Raw genomic sequence first — 19,824 nt, 5'->3', positions numbered from 1 at the left:
TCTTCTGTCGCAGGGCGGAAGAACTGAGAATCGGCCTTTGCGCCTGAATGTTGCGGAGAAAAAGCATGGCGGGGAATGACCGCGAGCCAATTGGACGTAAAGGGAAACCCTCGCGTCCGGTGAAACAAAAGGTGAGCCGTCGTCAACTCAGAGATGAAGAGTATGACGACGATTATGATGATGATGACTATGAGGATGAAGAACCGATGCCGCGTAAGGGTAAAGGCAAAGGGCGTAAGCCTCGTGGTAAACGCGGCTGGTTCTGGCTGCTGGTAAAACTGTCGATTGTTTTTTTGGTGCTGATCGCCATTTACGGCGTGTATCTGGACCAAAAAATCCGTAGCCGTATAGACGGTAAAGTCTGGCAGCTTCCTGCTGCAGTATATGGTCGCATGGTTAACCTTGAGCCAGAAATGCCGATCGGCAAGAACGAAATGGTGAAGTTGCTGGAAGCCACGCAGTACCGTCAGGTAACGAAGATGACGCGTCCAGGCGAATTCACCGTGCAGGCGAAAAGCATTGAGATGATTCGTCGTCCGTTTGACTTCCCGGACAGTAAAGAAGGGCAGGTGCGCGCGCGTCTGACCTTTGACGGTGATCATCTGGACACCATCGAGAATATGGATAACAACCGCCAGTTCGGTTTCTTCCGTCTCGATCCACGCCTGATTACCATGCTCTCTTCACCTAATGGCGAGCAGCGCTTGTTTGTCCCGCGCAGTGGATTCCCGGATCTGCTGGTCGATACACTACTGGCAACCGAAGACCGTCACTTCTATGAGCATGATGGCGTCAGCCTCTACTCGATTGGTCGTGCGGTGCTGGCCAACCTGACGGCCGGTCGCACAGTGCAGGGGGCGAGTACGCTGACTCAGCAGCTCGTGAAGAACCTGTTCCTGTCCAGCGAACGTTCTTACTGGCGTAAGGCCAACGAAGCTTACATGGCGCTGCTGATGGATGCGCGTTACAGCAAAGATCGCATTCTTGAGCTGTACATGAACGAAGTCTATCTCGGTCAAAGCGGCGATAATGAAATTCGCGGCTTCCCGCTGGCGAGCCTCTATTATTTCGGTCGTCCGGTGGAAGAACTGAGCCTCGACCAGCAGGCGTTGCTGGTGGGGATGGTTAAAGGGGCGTCAATCTATAACCCATGGCGTAACCCGAAGCTGGCGCTGGAGCGTCGTAACCTGGTGCTACGTTTGCTGCAACAGCAGCAGATTATCGACCAGGATCTGTATGACATGCTGAGCGCGCGTCCGTTAGGCGTACAGCCGCGTGGTGGAGTGATCTCGCCGCAGCCAGCCTTTATGCAGATGGTGCGTCAGGAGCTCCAGGCGAAGCTGGGCGATAAAGTTAAAGATCTCTCCGGCGTGAAGATTTTCACCACCTTTGATTCCGTGGCGCAGGACGCTGCGGAAAAAGCGGCGGTGGAAGGCATTCCGGTGCTGAAGAAACAGCGTAAGCTGAGCGATCTGGAAACCGCGATTGTAGTGGTTGACCGCTTCAGTGGCGAAGTGCGTGCCATGGTTGGTGGAGCAGAACCGCAGTTTGCGGGCTATAACCGTGCGATGCAGGCGCGTCGTTCGATTGGTTCTCTGGCAAAGCCAGCGACTTATCTGACCGCGCTCAGTCAGCCGAAACTGTATCGCCTGAATACCTGGATTGCTGATGCGCCGATTGCGCTGCGTCAGCCGAACGGACAGGTCTGGTCGCCACAGAACGATGATCGTCGCTATAGCGAAAGCGGAAAAGTGATGCTGGTGGATGCGTTAACCCGCTCCATGAACGTACCGACGGTAAATCTGGGGATGGCGCTGGGCTTGCCTGCTGTGACTGATACCTGGATTAAACTGGGTGTGCCGAAGGATCAGCTCCACCCGGTTCCGGCCATGCTGCTCGGGGCGTTGAACCTGACGCCGATCGAAGTGGCGCAGGCGTTCCAGACTATCGCCAGCGGCGGCAACCGCGCGCCGTTGTCGGCGTTGCGTTCGGTGATTGCTGAAGATGGCACCGTGCTGTATCAGAGCTTCCCGCAGGCCGAGCGCGCCGTGCCAGCACAGGCGGCGTATATGACGCTGTGGACCATGCAGCAGGTGGTTCAGCGTGGTACGGGTCGTCAGCTTGGCGCGAAATATCCAGGCTTGCATCTGGCAGGGAAAACCGGGACCACTAACAACAACGTGGATACCTGGTTTGCCGGGATCGACGGCAGCCAGGTGACCATCACCTGGGTGGGACGTGATAACAACCAGCCAACCAAGCTGTACGGTGCCAGCGGTGCAATGTCGATTTATCAGCGTTATTTGGCTAACCAAACGCCAACGCCGCTGGTGCTGACGCCGCCGGAAGATGTGGTGGATATGGGCGTGGACTACGATGGTAACTTCGTGTGTAGCGGCGGTATGCGCACGCTGCCGGTCTGGACTACCGATCCTGATTCACTGTGTCAGCAGGGTGAAATGATGCAGCAGCCGACCGGAAATCCGTTCGATCAATCTTCTCAACCGCAGCAGCAACAGCAACAGCAACAGCAGCAACAGCAGCCACCGCAGCAAGAGAAGAAAGACAGTGATGGCGTAGCGGGCTGGATTAAGGATATGTTTGGCGGGAATTAATCTCGCTACCGTTGTACTTTCCCCCATATCAGCATGATGCCAATGCGTGCTGATGTGGGGATTTCCCCCTGTTTGACATCCCTGTTTTTACGCCGCTTCCTGACTAACCTCCAGTTTTTAAAGCAAATAGCATTGAAAATCGATTCGATTATTATGTGCCAATCATAAACAATAATTTTTTTGTATTTATTTCTGTGACAATTAAACGTTAAATTTTTTTTGTTTTCGTTTTCTGGTTGCATTTTACAGTGAATTCCATAATGAAAATAATTAAATCCATCTAAAGTATTCTTTTGGTGTATGTATTTTTATCTTCTTAATGTTGAATTAAGTATAAATAATTTATGGGGATATTCTTAATTTAATCAATGTGTTGATTGTTATATTATTTCACTGTGTGTGGGAAGGCTATTCGCTTTTATTCGTTTATCCTCGTATGATAAATCATCAAAGGGAATATTTTGATGTTGATAGATCTGATGTTTGTATAATATTCATGGGAATATATTGCTCATCATCATTTTCAGCCAGACTCTGTATTTCCTTTGATGCAATCCATTTATTTTAATGTTGATTTTTATGAGCATATGTAAGGAATGCGTTATGTGCAAAAAAATTCTCACCGACTTGTTCATGGGCGGTATGTTGGCAGGGATTGTGGCCCCAGCGTTAGCTGTTGATACGGGAAGCATTACTTTTACCGGGAAGATTGTCCCTGACTCTTGCGTAGTCGATGTCAATGGCGCTGGAGGAGAGGGGACGGTTACCTTTAATCAGTTGTCAAAAACTGCGTTTGGCGCAGATAAGAAAGTTGGCGATTCGCAATCTTTTGCCATCACCATCACGGGTTGTGATGAGGCGGTTCAAAACCTCAATATCAAGTTTGATGGGGCAAGCATCCCCGGATACAACGAGGAAGTATTGCAGCCTGGAGGAGAGGCAAAGAATGTCGGGGTTCGTATGCTGCCTGAAGGGAGCAGTAATTATGTGAAATTTGATGGTTCAGAACCGGATGTCGCGCTAAATAAGGCCAACGTTGGGAACGTAATATTTAACTATAAGGCTGAAGTGATTCAGGTTGGTAGCACTGCGCCGACCGCCGGTGATTACTCGGCACAAGCTACTTACACCCTGCTTTACCGTTAGTACCTGTCTAACCTGGCCCAGGCTGGGCCAGTATTTCAATGGAATGGAAATATGAAACGATTTATTATCGCATTAACCGCTATTTTAACTATCGGGATTAATCTTGCCCATGCTGGTGTTGTATTGGGGGGGACTCGCGTTATTTATCCTGCTAATCAGGCGGAAGTTCAGGTTGCGCTGAAAAATAAGGATAATGATAAGCGCTACCTCGTGCATAGTTGGGTGAGTAATATTGATGACAGCAAAGCCCCCTTTATTATTACTCCGCCAATTTATAAACTCGATGAAAATCATCAGACATTGTTGCATGTCGTTTATACCGGCAGTCAATCTTCTGTCCCTCAGGATCGTGAATCATTGTATATGGCAAATGTTAAATCCGTTTCCGCGATTCCTGAAGCATTGCGTGATAATAATACACTGCAATTTGCCATTAAAACCAAATTAAAGTTGTTCTACCGCCCGGTATCGTTGAAAGAGAGCGAGGCTAAAACCGCCTGGCAGTCACTGCAGTTTAGTCGCAGCCAAAACCAGCTTATCGTGAAGAATCCTACGCCATTTTACGTCACTTTTGGCCGACTCACTGTCGCAGGAAAAGAGATTAAACCGGCCGCAGGTCAGCAAACTCCTTCTGCATTAACGATGATGGTCGCGCCGTTTGGCGAGCAGCGTTTCCCTTTATCATCATCGGTGAAAGGGGATGTGGTCTGGACTGCAATTAATGATTTCGGTTCAGAAACCGGGCAGCACAAACAGTCGCTGTAAATCAACTATTGATTTATCACGGGTGGTATTTATGGCTTCTGATCATACTGTTCGGATACTGGCCCTCAATTCGCTGACATTGGCTTTATTTACGATGAGTGGTGCAGTCTATGCCGAGGATTATTTTAATCTCGATGTTCTGGAAACGGGAACACCATTGGAAAATACGGGGGCGCTTGAATCTTATTTACAGCATAACGGGTTATCACCCGGGCGTTATTTAACATCGATTGTCTGGGATCAGGACCGAATTGATAAGCGAAATATAAATTACCTTCTTTCAAAAGATAATAAAAAACTGATTCCACAACTGACCAAAGCAGAATGGCGCGAGCTCGGTGTGAAAGTGGATGCCATACCGACATTAAAGAATATTGATGATAATACGCTGCTGAGCGATATCGGTGAGTATAGCGCCGATGCACGCTATGACTTCAACCCGGAGACCCAGGTACTGCAATTACGCATCCCTCAGATATACCGTGACCGGCAAATGTCGGGGGAAAGCAACCCCGCTTCCTGGGATGACGGCATTCCGGCGCTGTGGACGAGCTACTATGTCTCGGGGACGCATCAACAATTGAACGGCGACAGCAATGTATCCAACTGGGCGAGCTTCAATTCTGGAATGAATATCGGCCCCTGGCGTTTGCGTAACGCCAGTAACTGGGGAAATGATGATGGCTGGCAATCCATTAGTACGACGCTTTCCCGTGATATCAAGCGCTTACGCAGCCAGCTTCAGTTTGGGCAAACCGCTACCAATGGTGAACTGTTCGACAGCGTGCAAATGACGGGTATGAAGCTGGAAACGGATACCAGCATGCTGCCCAGCGGGTTGCAGGGATTTGCGCCGGTCGTTCGTGGCATCGCCAACAGCGATGCCAAAGTGACCGTTAAGCAAAATGGTTACACCGTTTACCAGACAAACGTTTCACCGGGCCCATTTGAAATCCGTGATTTAGCGCAGGTGACGGCAGGGGCGGATCTGGAAGTCACTGTGACGGAAGCCGATGGCACGGAAAGGAGCTTTATTCAGGCGAGCTCCTCGGTGCCGATCATGCAGCGTGATGGCGCGTTGAAATACAGCCTGGCTATGGGGAAATATCGCGATACGGATAGCCATGAGAAACCAGAATTTGGTCAGGCAACGCTAATTTACGGCTTGCCGTATGGCATTACCGCTTACGGCGGTGTGCAGGGCGCGTCAATGTACCATGCCGGGCTGGTCGGTATCGGGGCGGATTTACATCATTTGGGCTCGCTGTCGATGGATTTAACCATGGCCAAAACGGCTTTTGACGACAGTCGCTCTGATACCAGCGGCCAGTCGTGGCGCGTGCAGTACGCCAAAGATTTTCCGCTGACCGATACCACGGTCACGTTAGCCAGCTATCGTTACTCCACGTCCGGGTTTTATACCTTTCAGGAGGCACTCGACCAGCGAAATAGTCGCTATGACGACGACAGCATCTACAGCTACCGCGACAGCTACAACCGTCGCAGCCGCATGCAACTGAACGTGTCGCAGTCGTTACAGAGCTGGGGATCGGTGTATGCCAACGCTTATCAGCAGGACTACTGGGGAATGCAAGGCCATGAGCGCAGCGTCAGCATGGGCTACAGCAGCAGCTGGCAGGGCGTGAACTGGTCGCTGAATTACAGCCTTACCAAAACGCCGTCGACGGATAACGACCAGCAGTTTTCAGTATCGATTAACGTCCCGCTTTCGCGTTGGCTGCCGAATGCCTGGGGCACGTATAACCTGACGAGTTCGAAAACAGGCAACACGTCACATCAGGTTGGCGTAAGCGGTACATTGCTGGAAAACAACAATTTAAATTACAACCTCCAGCAAACCTACACGGATAACAACGTGGGCTATGGGGCGTATCTCTCGTCACGCTATCGGGCTTCGGCGGGTGAGTTCAGCGCCAATTACAGCTACCAGAAAAATAGCAAGCAGTGGGGCTATAGCGCGCAAGGATCTGTGGTGGCGCATTCGCAGGGGATTACGCTCGGGCAGTCAATTCAGGATGCCTTCGCCCTGGTGCATATCGCCGATGGTGACCACGTTAAAATACAGAATGCGCAGGGGATATACACCGATCGCTGGGGTAATGCGATCGTGCCGAATTTAACTAACTATCGGCGTAATACTGTCACTGTGAATACCGTGGGGCGTGACGATCTGGATATTCAGGATGCTTCTGTGGATGTGGTTCCCACGAAAGGCGCGGTGGTGGCGGCTCACTTTAGTGCTCGTTCGGGGAAACGGGCCTTGCTGACGCTGCGGCATGGCCAGGGCGTGGTGCCGTTTGGCGCAGTGGTGAGTATGGACGGGACGACATCAATCGTCGGCGATGATGGTGAAGCGTATGTCACAGGGCTCAAAGGAACGCAACGTTTTGAGGCGCAATGGGGAAATACCGCACAGACCAAATGTTCGGGCCGCGTGAGCGTGCCGGAGAACGTAGGCGCAGGAATTCTTACGGCTACAGTGAATTGCCAATAACGGAAGGCTAGCGAATGAACTCACAAAAAATAAGATGCAGGATGCTAATTTTAATAGCATTTTTATCCTTTTGGTTGTCACCAGCAGTATTGGCCTCGTGTTATTTTTCTGATGGTGGAGGAAATCCAGCGGAGGTGAATTTTACCATTCCTCAATTGATTGTGAATAGTGATGCACCGCCAGGAACTATTATTTACACGGCAGAAGCCACAAGCGCTTCGATTGCGGTGACATGTGATGCCGACGGCGATATTTATCAAGGATACAATAATGGTTTAATGCCAGATGATGCCAGACCGGACAATCCGCTTAAAGGTGTTTATGCAACGAATATTCCGGGGATTGGTTTTCGCGCTGCCTGGGCGAATAATACTAACGCAACATTAAATGAGGGGGCATTAATTAGCCTCTGGCATATGGGCAGTTCAAAAGTACGTAAATCAGATGGTTACTATCCCATAAAGCTTCATGCCATTATTCAGTTTGTGGTAACCGGTACCGTTTATTCTGGCGGTGGCGTTGTGCATACCCCACAGTTTTATGCAGACTGGAAATATGACAATCTGGTGATGGGGAAACTGCGTTTTTCCGATATAAGCGTTTTTGTACAATCACAAACCTGCGAGCTAACAGAAAAAAATATTACGGTGCCATTAAATGATATTACCGCTGGGGAGTTTACGAATAATGTCTCAAAAGTCGTTTCGGACGATCGTTTTAAAATCCAGTTAAATAATTGTGATGCCGGGATTCAAGTTGACTATCAGTTTACTTCTGCAGGCTCAACCGGTGTGACGGACGGCACTATTTTGAATATTGCTAATGGTGACAATGCCGCCAGCGGGGTGGGTATTCAAATTCTGGATAGCCACGATAATGTTCTTCGGTTTGATCAAAACTACACGGCGGTTGCGCAGACTACGCAGGATCAGTCTGTCACGATTCCGCTGAAAGCGCGTTATGCCAAAACCGGAACTGTGAAGGGAGGGCAGGTCAGCGCAGTGGCAACCTTTGAAGTGTATTATCGCTAAAGCCAGCCTCTGCTTGCCCTGAAACCGGGGGTTTTCTTTGACTCAACATTCCAGCTTATTTTATTAACCCTTTATTTTCATCTGGTTATTTCTTGAGCCCTTAGTTTTGGTAGGGGGCTGTATTGCTTGCTATCGCATCAAATTTTGGCCTATTATTCCCATCGTTATAATAATAATTCTCGTTTACGTTATCATTCACTTTCATCAGAGAAACACCAATGGCGCGTTTTAAAACTGCTAAGCCAAACTCATCGCTGCGTAAAATCGCAGTCGTGGTAGCCACAGCGGTTAGCGGCATGTCTGTCTATGCACAGGCGGCGGTTCAACCGAAAGAAGAAACCATCACTGTCACCGCAGCACCTGCCGTACAAGAAAGCGCATGGGGCCCCGCGGCGACGATTGCTGCTCGTCAGTCAGCGACGGCGACCAAAACCGACACACCGATTCAAAAAGTTCCTCAGTCTATTTCAGTGGTCACCGCCGAAGAGATGGCGTTGCATCAGCCGAAATCAGTTAAAGAGGCGCTCAGCTACACACCTGGTGTGGCAGTGGGTACTCGTGGCGCATCGAATACGTATGATTACCTGATCATCCGTGGCTTCGCTGCTGATGGCCAAAGTCAGAATAACTATCTGAATGGCCTGAAAATGCAGGGCAATTTCTACAATGATGCCGTGATCGACCCGTATATGTTGGAGCGTGCCGAAGTGATGCGCGGTCCGGTTTCCGTTCTCTACGGAAAAAGTAACCCAGGCGGTTTGTTGAACATGGTCAGCAAACGCCCGACCACAGAGCCGTTGAAAGAAATTCAGTTCAAGATGGGCACTGACAGCCTGTTCCAAACCGGTTTTGATTTCAGCGATGCGCTGGATGATGACGGCGTATACTCTTACCGCTTAACTGGCCTGGCGCGTTCCGCGAATGCCCAGCAACAGGGCGCAGAAGAACAACGCTATGCCATCGCGCCATCTTTCTCATGGCGTCCGGACGATAAGACAAACTTCACCTTCCTTTCCTACTTCCAGAACGAGCCGGAAACCGGTTATTACGGTTGGTTGCCGAAAGAAGGGACGGTGACTGAGCTGCCGAACGGCAAGCGTCTGCCTACCGATTTCAACGAAGGTGCGAACAACAATACCTATTCTCGTAACGAGAAGATGGTGGGCTACAGCTTCGACCACGAATTTAACGACACCTTTACCGTGCGTCAGAACCTGCGTTACGCGCAAAATAAAGTCTCGCAGAACAGCGTGTATGGCTACGGTATGTGCTCCGATCCACTCTATACCAAGGATCCGGCTAACAGTCCTTGCGCCAGTGTTCCTCAGGCCGACTGGAATCACACGCTGACTCGTCAGTATGTTATCGACAATGAGAAATTGCAGAACTTCTCCGTCGATACCCAGTTGCAAAGCAAGTTCGCGACTGCTGATGTGGATCACACGCTGCTGACCGGCGTTGACTTTATGCGTATGCGTAATGATATCAACTCCTGGTTTGGCTATGCGGGTTCTGTTGCGCCGTCCGATATCTATAACCTCGACCGTAGCGACTTCGATTTTGGCTCACACCCAGGCCCTTCAGGTCCTTACAAAGTGCTGAACAAACAGAAGCAGACCGGCTTGTATGTCCAGGATCAGGCGCAATGGGATAAGGTGCTGGTTACTCTGGGCGGCCGTTACGACTGGGCTAAACAGGACTCTCTGAACCGTGTTTCTGGCGTAACGGATTCCCGCGATGATAAGCAATTCACCTGGCGCGGTGGGGTTAACTATCTGTTCGACAACGGCGTAACCCCGTATTTCAGCTACAGCGAGTCGTTTGAACCGGCTTCCCAGACGGGGGCAAGCGGTAATATCTTTGCGCCGTCCAAAGGTAAGCAGTACGAAGCTGGCGTGAAGTACGTGCCGAACGATCGTCCAATCGTGATCACCGGTGCTGTCTATCAGTTGACCAAAACCAACAATCTGATGGCCGATCCGAACGGATCGTTCTGGTCAGTGGAAGGCGGTGAAATTCGTTCTCGCGGAGTGGAAATTGAAGCGAAAGCGGCGCTGTCTGCCAGTGTTAACGTTGTCGGCTCTTATACCTATACCGATGCGGAATACACCACCGACACCAACTACAAAGGCAATACGCCTGCGCAGGTGCCAAAACACATGGCATCGCTGTGGGGCGATTATACCCTTTATGACGGTGCGCTTTCCGGGCTGACGTTGGGTACGGGCGTTCGTTATACTGGCTCCAGCTATGGCGATCCGGCAAACTCCTTTAAAGTAGGGAGCTACACGCTGGTGGATGCGTTAGTTCGTTATGATCTGGCTCGTGTCGGCATGGCGGGCTCCAACGTGGCGTTGCATGTGAACAACCTGTTTGACCGCGAATACGTCGCCAGCTGTTTCAATACCTATGGCTGCTTCTGGGGCGCAGAACGTCAGGTCGTTGCAACCGCAACCTTCCGTTTCTAATTTCTTTTTGGGCACGCTTTGCGTGCCCGTTTTACAAGTTGGCTGCTATGCAGGAAAACAGATCCCATCCCGACACCACCTTTGCGTTGCGTAATGTCTCCTTTCGTGTGCCTGGCCGCACGCTTTTGCATCCTCTCTCTTTAACTTTTCCTGTGGGGAAAGTGACTGGCCTTATCGGCCACAACGGTTCCGGAAAATCGACGTTATTGAAAATGCTGGGGCGCCATCAGCCGCCGTCGGAAGGTGAAATCCTGCTCAACGAACAGCCGCTGGAGAACTGGAGCAGTAAAGCGTTTGCCCGTAAGGTCGCCTATCTGCCGCAACAGCTGCCGCAAGCGGAAGGAATGACGGTGCGGGAACTGGTGGCGATTGGGCGTTATCCGTGGCATGGGGCACTGGGACGTTTTGGTGTGGCTGACAGAGAGAAAGTAGAAGAAGCTATTTCGCTGGTCGGCTTAAAACCGCTGGCACATCGTCTGGTCGACAGCCTGTCCGGCGGGGAACGCCAGCGGGCGTGGATTGCGATGCTGGTGGCGCAGGACACCCGCTGCCTGCTGCTTGATGAACCGACTTCCGCGCTGGATATTGCCCATCAGGTTGATGTGCTTGCGCTGGTGCATCGCTTAAGTCAGCAGCGCGGGCTGACGGTGATTGCCGTACTGCATGATATCAACATGGCGGCTCGCTACTGCGATTATCTGGTGGCGCTGCGCGGTGGTGAAATGATTGCCCAGGGGTCGCCTGCTGAGCTGATGCGCAGTGAAACTCTGGAACAGATTTATGGTATCCCGATGGGCATTTTGCCACATCCGGCTGGTGCCGCACCCGTGAGTTTTGTCTATTAATGATTGAATTACATCATATTACCCGTCGGCGGCTGCTTGCGGCGATGGCGCTGTCGCCGCTGCTGTGGCGGATGAATACGGCACACGCTGCAGTGGTTGATACGCAACGCATTGTGGCGCTGGAATGGCTACCGGTAGAACTACTGCTGGCGCTGGGTATTACGCCGTATGGCATCGCGGATATCCCTAACTACAAGCTGTGGGTCAGTGAGCCCCCGTTGCCAGACTCGGTGATTGACGTTGGGCTACGCACGGAACCCAATCTCGAACTGCTGACCGAAATGAAACCCTCATTTCTGCTGTGGTCGGCAGGCTATGGTCCTTCTCCCGAAAAGCTGGCGCGAATTGCGCCTGGCCGGGGATTTAACTTCAGTGACGGTAAAAAGCCGCTGGCCGTTGCGCGACGATCGCTGCAGGAAATGGCGCAATTGTTCAATCTGCAAGCCTCTGCTGAACGCCATCTGACCGAGTACGATCGTTTTATCGCCAGCCTGAAACCGCGCTTTATTCAACGTGGTGCGCGTCCCGTGCTGCTGACATCCTTGCTTGATTCGCGACATATGCTGGTGTTTGGTCCGAACAGTCTGTTCCAGGACGTGCTGGACGAATATGCGATCCCCAACGCCTGGCAGGGCGAGACAAACTTTTGGGGCAGTACTGCCGTGAGTATTGACCGTCTGGCAGCCTTTCAGGATGCCGATGTTTTGTGCTTTGACCACGGCAACGATCAAGAGATGGCTGTGCTGATGTCTACGCCGTTGTGGCAAGCAATGCCGTTTGTCCGCAGCGGACGTTTTCAGCGTGTACCTGCCGTCTGGTTCTATGGCGCCACACTCTCGGCGATGCATTTTGCCCGCATTCTGGATAATGCGCTGGGAGGCAAAGCGTGAGTAAACGAATTGCGCTTTTCCCGCCCCTTCTGCTGGCGATTCTGTTTGTGGCTGCCTGCTGGTTGACCTGGGTGAATTTTTCCGTTGCGTTGCCGCGCAGCCAGTGGCAGCAGGCTATCTGGTCACCAAACATCAATCTCATTGAGCAGATGGTTTTCCACTACAGTCTGCTGCCGAGGCTGGCGATTTCGCTGCTGGTCGGCGCCGGACTGGGGCTGGTTGGCGTCTTGTTTCAGCAGGTGCTGCGTAACCCGCTGGCAGAGCCAACCACGCTGGGCGTCGCGACCGGTGCGCAATTGGGCATTACCGTCACCACGCTATGGTCGATTCCTGGTGCCCTGACCACGCAATTTGCGGCGCTGGCGGGAGCATGTGTCGTTGGGGCGCTGGTGTTTGGCGTCGCCTGGGGCAAGCGTCTTTCCCCAGTGACGTTAATCCTTGCCGGGCTGGTGGTCAGCCTGTACTGCGGGGCGATTAACCAGTTGATGGTTATCTTCCATCACGATCAACTGCAAAGCATGTTTTTATGGAGCAGCGGTACGTTAACCCAAACCGACTGGAGCGGCGTACAACGCCTGTGGCCGCAGTTGCTGGGCGGCGTGATGCTGACGCTGCTGTTACTGCGCCCAATGACGCTGATGGGACTGGATGACGGCGTAGCGCGTAACCTCGGTCTGGCGTTATCGCTGGCGCGCCTGGCGGCCTTGTCGCTGGCGATTGTTCTCAGCGCATTGCTGGTTAACGCCGTCGGGATTATCGGTTTTATTGGCCTGTTTGCGCCGCTGCTGGCGAAAATGCTTGGCGCGCGGCGTTTGCTGTCGCGTCTGATGTTGGCTCCGCTGATTGGGGCATTAATCCTCTGGCTCTCTGACCAAATTATTCTGTGGCTGACCCGCGTATGGATGGAAGTTTCCACTGGTTCGGTGACGGCGCTGATTGGCGCGCCATTGTTGCTGTGGCTGTTGCCGCGCCTGAGGAGTATGAGCGCGCCGGATATGAATGCCGGCAACCGTATCGCCGCTGAGCGTCAGAATATACTGATGTTTGCGCTGGCGGGTGGGGCGATATTGCTGCTGACCGTTATTGTGGCGCTCGCGTTTGGCCGTGATGCGCACGGCTGGACATGGGCCAGCGGCGCGATGCTGGATGAACTCATGCCCTGGCGCTGGCCACGTGTTCTGGCAGCGCTGATTGCCGGGGTGATGCTGGCGGTAGCTGGCTGTATTATTCAGCGTCTGACCGGAAACCCAATGGCCAGCCCGGAAGTATTAGGTATTAGCTCCGGGGCGGCATTTGGCGTGGTATTAATGTTATTTCTGGTCCCCGGAAATGCCTTTGGCTGGCTGATGCCGGCCGGGAGCCTCGGGGCGGCAGCCACCTTGCTTATCATTATGATTGCCGCCGGGCGCGGGGGCTTTTCGCCGCACCGCATGTTGCTGGCAGGGATGGCGCTCAGCACGGCGTTTACAATGCTGCTGATGATGCTGCAGGCCAGCGGCGATCCGCGGATGGCGGGGGTGCTAACCTGGATCTCCGGCTCAACCTATAACGCGAGTGGCGAACAGGTGCTGCGCACCGGGATTGTAATGGTTATCCTGCTGGCGATGACGCCACTGTGTCGTCGTTGGCTGACGATATTACCGCTGGGCGGCGATACGGCGCGGGCGGTGGGGATGGCGATCACGCCGTCGCGCGTAGGGTTACTGCTGTTGGCTGCGGGGCTGACGGCAACCGCAACCATGACGATTGGACCGTTGAGTTTTGTCGGGTTAATGGCGCCGCATATTGCTCGTATGATGGGCTTTCGCCGGGCGATGCCGCATATGCTGATTTCGGCGCTGGCGGGCGGCGTGTTGCTGGTCTTTGCTGACTGGTGTGGGCGAATGGTGCTGTTTCCGTATCAGATCCCGGCGGGGTTACTGTCGACGTTTATTGGCGCGCCGTACTTTATCTATCTGCTGAGAAAGCAGAGCCGGTAATGTAAACGCCTCGCCTTTACAGGCGAGGCGAATGGATCACAACTTTGCAAATACCCGACGCGCGGCGTCGATGGTGTTATTGATATCGTCTTCGCTGTGCGCCACGGACATAAAGCCCGCTTCGAAGGCGGACGGCGCCAGATAAACACCTTCATCCAACATCATATGGAAGAAACGCTTGAAGCGTTCAACATCGCACGCCATTACGTCCTGATAGCAGGTCACGGTTTCGGCATCGGTGAAGAAAATCCCGAACATCCCACCCACATGGTTAACCACCAGCGGAATGTTTGCTTCCTCGGCGGCTTCCAGTAGACCTTCCGCCAGACGTGTCGTCAGTTCGTTCAGCGTTTCATGAATACCCGGTTGGGCCACTTCGGTCAGACAGGCAAAACCTGCCGCCATCGCAATCGGGTTACCGGAAAGCGTACCCGCCTGGTAAACTGGTCCGGTCGGTGCCAGTGCGTCCATCACATCGCGACGGCCGCCGAATGCGCCAACGGGCATGCCGCCACCGATGATTTTACCCAGGCAGGTGAGATCCGGCACGACACCGTAATAATCCTGCGCACCGGCCAGCGCTACGCGGAAACCGGTCATCACTTCATCGATAATCAACAGCGCACCGAACTCATCGCACAGTGCACGCAGGCCCGGCAGGAATTCCGGCAGCGGCGGGATACAGTTCATGTTACCTGCGACTGGCTCAACGATGATGCAGGCGATCTCCTGAGGATATTGTTCAAATGCCGCACGTACTGAAACGAGATCGTTATAAGTGCAGGTCAGGGTGTGTTTCGCGAAATCAGCCGGAACGCCTGGAGAATTCGGCTGACCCAGCGTTAACGCGCCGGAACCGGCTTTGACCAGCAGGCAATCGGCATGACCGTGGTAGCAGCCTTCAAATTTGATGATCTTATCGCGGCCGGTGAAACCGCGCGCCAGGCGGATGGCGCTCATTGTCGCTTCCGTACCGGAGTTCACCATACGCACCATGTCCATGGTCGGCACGAGTTCAGTGACCAGCTCCGCCATTTTCACTTCCATCTCGGTTGGTGCGCCGAAGCTTAAACCGCGCTCTGCGGCTTCAATCACCGCATTACGGATTGCCGGATGGTTATGACCCAGTACCATCGGTCCCCAGGATCCGACGTAATCGATATAGGCTTTACCATCGACATCGTACAGATACGCGCCGTCGGCTTTTTCAATAAACAACGGAGTGCCACCCACGCCGGTAAAGGCGCGAACGGGGGAGTTAACACCGCCGGGGATAAGTTCGCGTGCTGCGTTGTAGAGGTTTTCAGACTTACTCATGGATGGGGTCCTGGTTCGTAGAAAAAGTGAATGCGGGCTATTCTAGTTATTCAGCGAAGGTTATGAAAGTTTTACGCATTTGAAACAATGCGATTTGCAGGGGATTTTCGTGAAATGTGCGAGTAGAATGCCGATTTCGTATTTGTATTACCAATTAATGATCATCTGATGAAGACAGACACTCCCTCTTTTGAAGCACAGCAAATTGTGCGTTTACGCCGTAGGGATCAAATCCGTCGACTCCTGGAACGAGACAAAACGCCGTTGGCGATCCTGTTGATGGCAGCGGTAGTTGGTACCGTAACAGGGTTGGTTGGCGTGGCATTTGAGAAAGCGGTGACTTGGGTACAGAATCAACGCATTGGCGCGCTGGTTCAGGTTGCCGACCATGCCGTTCTGGTGTGGCCTCTGGCGTTTATTCTCTCTGCATTGCTGGCGATGGTCGGCTACTTTCTGGTGCGTAAATTTGCCCCAGAAGCGGGCGGCTCAGGGATACCAGAGATTGAAGGCGCGCTGGAAGAGCTGCGGCCTGTGCGCTGGTGGCGCGTACTGCCGGTGAAATTTTTCGGCGGTATGGGTACGCTGGGTGCCGGTATGGTGCTCGGACGTGAAGGACCGACCGTACAGATTGGCGGTAATATTGGGCGCATGGTGCTGGATATTTTCCGCATGCGCAGCGCTGAGGCGCGGCATACTCTGCTGGCGACCGGCGCGGCTGCGGGGCTTTCGGCGGCGTTTAACGCTCCGCTGGCGGGGATCCTGTTCATTATTGAAGAGATGCGCCCGCAGTTTCGCTATAGCCTTGTGTCGATCAAAGCCGTGTTTACCGGCGTCATCATGTCGAGCATTGTGTTTCGTGTTTTCAACGGCGAGGCCCCGCTCATTGAGGTTGGTAAACTCTCCAATGCGCCAGTGAACACGCTGTGGTTGTATCTGGTCCTGGGGATTATTTTTGGCTGTGTCGGACCGTTGTTCAACACCATGGTGTTGCGGACTCAGGATATGTTCCAGCGTTTCCACGGCGGCGATCTCAAAAAATGGGTGCTGATGGGCGGTGCGATCGGCGGTCTGTGCGGGATCCTTGGCTTAATTACGCCTGAAGCGGCTGGTGGCGGGTTTAACCTGATACCTATCGCTGCGGCAGGGAATTTCAGCGTTGGTTTACTGCTGTTTATCTTTATTGCCCGCGTCATTACCACGTTGCTGTGCTTCTCGTCCGGCGCGCCAGGCGGGATATTTGCCCCGATGTTGGCATTAGGCACGTTACTTGGCACCGCGTTCGGTATGGCGGCAGCGGCCTCGTTTCCCCATTATCATCTGGAGGCCGGAACCTTTGCCATTGCCGGTATGGGGGCATTGTTGGCGGCCTCGGTGCGCGCACCGTTAACGGGCATTATACTGGTACTGGAAATGACCGATAACTATCAGCTCATTTTGCCAATGATTATTACCTGTCTTGGCGCAACACTATTAGCCCAATTTATGGGCGGGAAGCCGCTATACTCGACAATCCTTGCCCGTACGCTGGCGAAACAGGAAGCGGAGCAGGCGGCAAAAAGCCAGAGTGCCGCCACGGGCGAGAATACTTGAACGAAATACCAGGGTATTAGATAATGGCCCAAAATATTGGGTTGAAATTTACCCAATTGCCGATGTCGTTTGGAGCAAAATATGAGTGATGACGTAGCGCTGCCACTGCAATTTACTGAAGCAGCAGCCAATAAAGTAAAAAGCCTGATCGCTGACGAAGATAACCCGAATCTGAAATTACGCGTGTATATCACTGGCGGTGGTTGCAGCGGTTTCCAGTACGGTTTCACCTTTGACGATCAGGTAAACGATGGTGATATGACCATTGAGAAACAAGGTGTTGGTCTGGTCGTTGACCCAATGAGCCTGCAATATCTGGTGGGCGGCGCGGTTGACTATACCGAAGGTCTGGAAGGTTCCCGCTTCGTTGTGACTAACCCGAATGCGAAAAGCACCTGCGGGTGTGGTTCTTCTTTCAGCATTTAAGTATGCGAGAATGAAAAAGCCGTGTTAATGACACGGCTTTTTGCTATCTGCTGTTATCATCCAGCGCAAACGTGGGTAATTTCAAATGCCAGCGAATAGCGGCAAGCCGAATTAGCAGGGTGACAACCATTCCCATCATACTGGCGTTTTCCAGCGAAACATTAAAAGTATAAAACGCCGTCGCATGCACGATCCCGCCGATAATACACGCGGTGGCGTAGATTTCGGTGCGCAAAATCATCGGAACTTCACGCGCTAACACGTCGCGAATGATCCCGCCGCCGACGCCGGTAATCACTCCCATACAAATCGCCACTAACGGCCCGGTTCCGGCGAGAAACGCTTTATTTACACCAATACCTACAAACACCGCCAGGCCAACGGCATCGAGTACCGGAAGGATCCACTTAGGTATTCGTCTGGGCTGGCGCACCAGTACGATCGTCAGCATGCTGGTGATCATCGCCACGACCAGATCGGTCGGATCCTTAACCCAAAAAACTGGCCCATTATCCAGCGCCATATCGCGGATTGTACCGCCGCCAACGGCGGTAACCACGCCAAGCACCAGGACACCAAACGGGTCCATACGTAATTTTCCGGCCAGTAATACGCCAGAGATAGCAAATACCGCAGTGCCTACAATATCAAGCCAATAGACGAGCATTGTCGAATCCCCACTGATAGCCCGACAGGCAGGCTCTATTTCACTTGTGAAAGCGCATTACAGAGTTGTTTTGCGGCGAGGATAATACGCGGGCTCGCGCGTTCGAACCAGTCACTATTCAGCGTAATAACGGGAATTTTTAGCTGGTTTCCCCAGTATTGCTCAATTTTCAGAGTTTCGCCCGGACCTCCGGTTGCAACAATTGCCTGAGGGGCGCGTGCCAGGACCTGCTCGCGACTAACCTGTGGCCAGGGAACCCGGCTGCCGGCAAAGATGTTTTCTCCGCCGCATACCTCAAGAACCTCGTGCTGAATGGAGCCTTTTCCACTGGTAAACAGAGGATTTGCGCCAAACTGGAGAAACACCCGTTTTTTGGGTTTGTTGCCATACTGAGATTTTAGTAAAGCATAATCATCAAGCAGGGTTTGCGCCGCCTGTTTGGCCTGCTCAGGTTTAGGGCTCCACGCTGCCAGCTGGCGGAGCGCATCAGCGACTTGCTCAATGGTAACGGCATCCACCCAGATGACCTTAATTCCCAGGGCGGTCAATTGATTCACCTGGCGTTCAGCATTGCCCCCGCGCCAGGCGACGACTAAATCCGGTTTGAGCGCCACAATGCGTTCAAGATTCATGCCTTGCCAGGTTGATACCTCTTCGATATTTTTCGCTTCGGGCGGATAGTTCGAGTAGCTGCTGACGCCTACGGGCGTAATGCCAGCGGCAAAGGCAAGTTCGGTATTGGCAGGAGAAAGCGTCACAACACGCGGCGCGGCGTAAAGGAACGCCGGGAGAGTGAAAAGCAGGGCGACCAGCGCCCTGGAGAATGATTTAGCCATGCGCCAGTTTCTGCACCAGCGTTTCAACCATCAGGCTTGACTGTTTGGCGGCAACCACCAGGAACTCGTCAAAGCTAAGGTGGGACTGCTGATCGGCGACGTCAGAGATGGCGCGAACCACGACAAACGGCACGTTAAAGTTGTGGCAAACGTGCGCAATTGCAGTGGCTTCCATTTCTACGGCAATGGCCTGTGGGAAGTTATGCTGAATTTTTGCCAGACCAACAGAACCGTTAATGAAGGCGTCACCGCTGACGATAAGACCACGAACAGCGTTCAGGTTGAGTTCTGCGATGCAGGATTCCGCCGCAGCGATAAGTGCGGGATCGGCTTTAAAACCTGCCGGGCAACCCGGGAGCTGACCAAATTCATAGCCAAAGGCGGTGACGTCAGCGTCGTGATAACGCGCTTCGTCAGAAACCACAATATCACCAACTTTCAGCGTAGAGGCCAGGCCGCCCGCGGAACCGGTATTAATGATGGCATCTGGTTTGCAGCGTTCGAGCAGTAGCGTTGCGCCCAGCGCCGCAGCCACTTTACCAATACCCGATTTCAGTAGCGCAACCTCAGTACCGTTCAGTTGGCCGGTATAAATTTCACAACCGCCGAGAGTGATGGTCTGACGGTTTTCGATTTTGTCACGCAGCAGCGTAACTTCTTCTTCCATTGCACCAATGATGCCGATTTTCATAGATTTACTCGCGATAAGCCAGATTTGAGGGCATAGTCTATCA

16 protein-coding genes are annotated in these 19,824 nt (G+C 52.8%); 12 read left to right on the top strand and 4 right to left on the bottom strand.

Annotated elements, in window-relative coordinates:
• Nucleotides 1-65 precede the first annotated feature (65 nt).
• The 9 genes from mrcB to fhuB all read left to right on the top strand — a co-directional run bounded on the left by mrcB (nucleotide 66) and on the right by fhuB (nucleotide 14,254).
• Complete coding sequence (mrcB, locus tag NMD08_RS21265; RefSeq protein WP_370618989.1) at nucleotides 66-2,615, top strand: bifunctional glycosyl transferase/transpeptidase; 2,550 nt, start codon at nucleotides 66-68, stop codon at nucleotides 2,613-2,615.
• 603 nt (nucleotides 2,616-3,218) lie between these two features.
• Nucleotides 3,219-3,761 (top strand): fimbrial protein, encoded by a 543-nt coding sequence (locus NMD08_RS21260; protein ID WP_151216777.1) that lies wholly within the window; start codon nucleotides 3,219-3,221, stop codon nucleotides 3,759-3,761.
• A gap of 51 nt (nucleotides 3,762-3,812) precedes the next feature.
• Nucleotides 3,813-4,526, top strand: coding sequence for a molecular chaperone (locus tag NMD08_RS21255; protein ID WP_370618987.1), 714 nt, complete (start codon nucleotides 3,813-3,815; stop codon nucleotides 4,524-4,526).
• Between the two features lie 31 nt (nucleotides 4,527-4,557).
• A complete protein-coding gene (locus NMD08_RS21250) occupies nucleotides 4,558-7,041 on the top strand; it encodes a fimbria/pilus outer membrane usher protein (RefSeq protein WP_370618985.1) in 2,484 nt (827 codons plus the stop codon).
• Between the two features lie 14 nt (nucleotides 7,042-7,055).
• Entirely contained in the window at nucleotides 7,056-8,072 is a 1,017-nt protein-coding gene (locus NMD08_RS21245; RefSeq protein ID WP_278238242.1) for a fimbrial protein, read from the top strand.
• 218 nt (nucleotides 8,073-8,290) lie between these two features.
• On the top strand, nucleotides 8,291-10,540 hold the full coding sequence (fhuA, locus tag NMD08_RS21240; protein WP_151224577.1) for a ferrichrome porin FhuA: 2,250 nt from the start codon (nucleotides 8,291-8,293) through the stop codon (nucleotides 10,538-10,540).
• Nucleotides 10,541-10,587: 47 nt separating this feature from the next.
• Nucleotides 10,588-11,385 (top strand): Fe3+-hydroxamate ABC transporter ATP-binding protein FhuC, encoded by a 798-nt coding sequence (gene fhuC / locus NMD08_RS21235; protein ID WP_286540983.1) that lies wholly within the window; start codon nucleotides 10,588-10,590, stop codon nucleotides 11,383-11,385.
• A complete protein-coding gene (gene fhuD / locus NMD08_RS21230; protein ID WP_151216783.1) occupies nucleotides 11,385-12,275 on the top strand; it encodes a Fe(3+)-hydroxamate ABC transporter substrate-binding protein FhuD in 891 nt (296 codons plus the stop codon). Before fhuC ends, fhuD begins: the two co-directional genes overlap by 1 nt.
• The gene (gene fhuB, locus NMD08_RS21225) at nucleotides 12,272-14,254 is read left to right on the top strand and encodes a Fe(3+)-hydroxamate ABC transporter permease FhuB (RefSeq protein WP_252838394.1); all 1,983 of its coding nucleotides are present in this window, start codon (nucleotides 12,272-12,274) and stop codon (nucleotides 14,252-14,254) included. Before fhuD ends, fhuB begins: the two co-directional genes overlap by 4 nt.
• A gap of 36 nt (nucleotides 14,255-14,290) precedes the next feature.
• On the opposite strand, the gene hemL is transcribed toward fhuB, so the two are convergent.
• The gene (gene hemL, locus NMD08_RS21220) at nucleotides 14,291-15,571 is read right to left on the bottom strand and encodes a glutamate-1-semialdehyde 2,1-aminomutase (RefSeq protein WP_151216785.1); all 1,281 of its coding nucleotides are present in this window, start codon (nucleotides 15,569-15,571) and stop codon (nucleotides 14,291-14,293) included.
• Between the two features lie 168 nt (nucleotides 15,572-15,739).
• Here hemL and clcA point away from each other — a divergent pair, with 168 nt between their 5' ends.
• Genes clcA through erpA form a run of 3 tightly spaced genes read left to right on the top strand, consistent with a single transcriptional unit; the run spans nucleotide 15,740 to nucleotide 17,587 of the window.
• Complete coding sequence (clcA, locus tag NMD08_RS21215; protein ID WP_151224580.1) at nucleotides 15,740-17,161, top strand: H(+)/Cl(-) exchange transporter ClcA; 1,422 nt, start codon at nucleotides 15,740-15,742, stop codon at nucleotides 17,159-17,161.
• A gap of 23 nt (nucleotides 17,162-17,184) precedes the next feature.
• A complete protein-coding gene (gene yadW, locus NMD08_RS21210; protein ID WP_122973801.1) occupies nucleotides 17,185-17,250 on the top strand; it encodes a small protein YadW in 66 nt (21 codons plus the stop codon).
• Complete coding sequence (erpA, locus tag NMD08_RS21205; RefSeq protein WP_003018581.1) at nucleotides 17,243-17,587, top strand: iron-sulfur cluster insertion protein ErpA; 345 nt, start codon at nucleotides 17,243-17,245, stop codon at nucleotides 17,585-17,587. The genes yadW and erpA overlap by 8 nt, the downstream gene beginning before the upstream one ends.
• 43 nt (nucleotides 17,588-17,630) lie before the next feature.
• On the opposite strand, the gene NMD08_RS21200 is transcribed toward erpA, so the two are convergent.
• From NMD08_RS21200 to mtnN, 3 genes are read right to left on the bottom strand one after another with little or no spacing between them, the layout of a single operon-like run.
• On the bottom strand, nucleotides 17,631-18,254 hold the full coding sequence (locus tag NMD08_RS21200) for a TRIC cation channel family protein (RefSeq protein ID WP_151216786.1): 624 nt from the start codon (nucleotides 18,252-18,254) through the stop codon (nucleotides 17,631-17,633).
• A gap of 35 nt (nucleotides 18,255-18,289) precedes the next feature.
• Nucleotides 18,290-19,090, bottom strand: coding sequence for a vitamin B12 ABC transporter substrate-binding protein BtuF (btuF, locus tag NMD08_RS21195; protein ID WP_151216787.1), 801 nt, complete (start codon nucleotides 19,088-19,090; stop codon nucleotides 18,290-18,292).
• Complete coding sequence (gene mtnN, locus NMD08_RS21190; protein WP_135323092.1) at nucleotides 19,083-19,781, bottom strand: 5'-methylthioadenosine/S-adenosylhomocysteine nucleosidase; 699 nt, start codon at nucleotides 19,779-19,781, stop codon at nucleotides 19,083-19,085. Before mtnN ends, btuF begins: the two co-directional genes overlap by 8 nt.
• Nucleotides 19,782-19,824 lie beyond the last annotated feature (43 nt).

The organism is Citrobacter meridianamericanus (assembly GCF_041320245.1).
Classification (GTDB): domain Bacteria; phylum Pseudomonadota; class Gammaproteobacteria; order Enterobacterales; family Enterobacteriaceae; genus Citrobacter; species Citrobacter meridianamericanus.
Note: the sequence above shows the minus strand (reverse complement) of the source record. Positions and strands in the feature narration are given on the sequence as shown.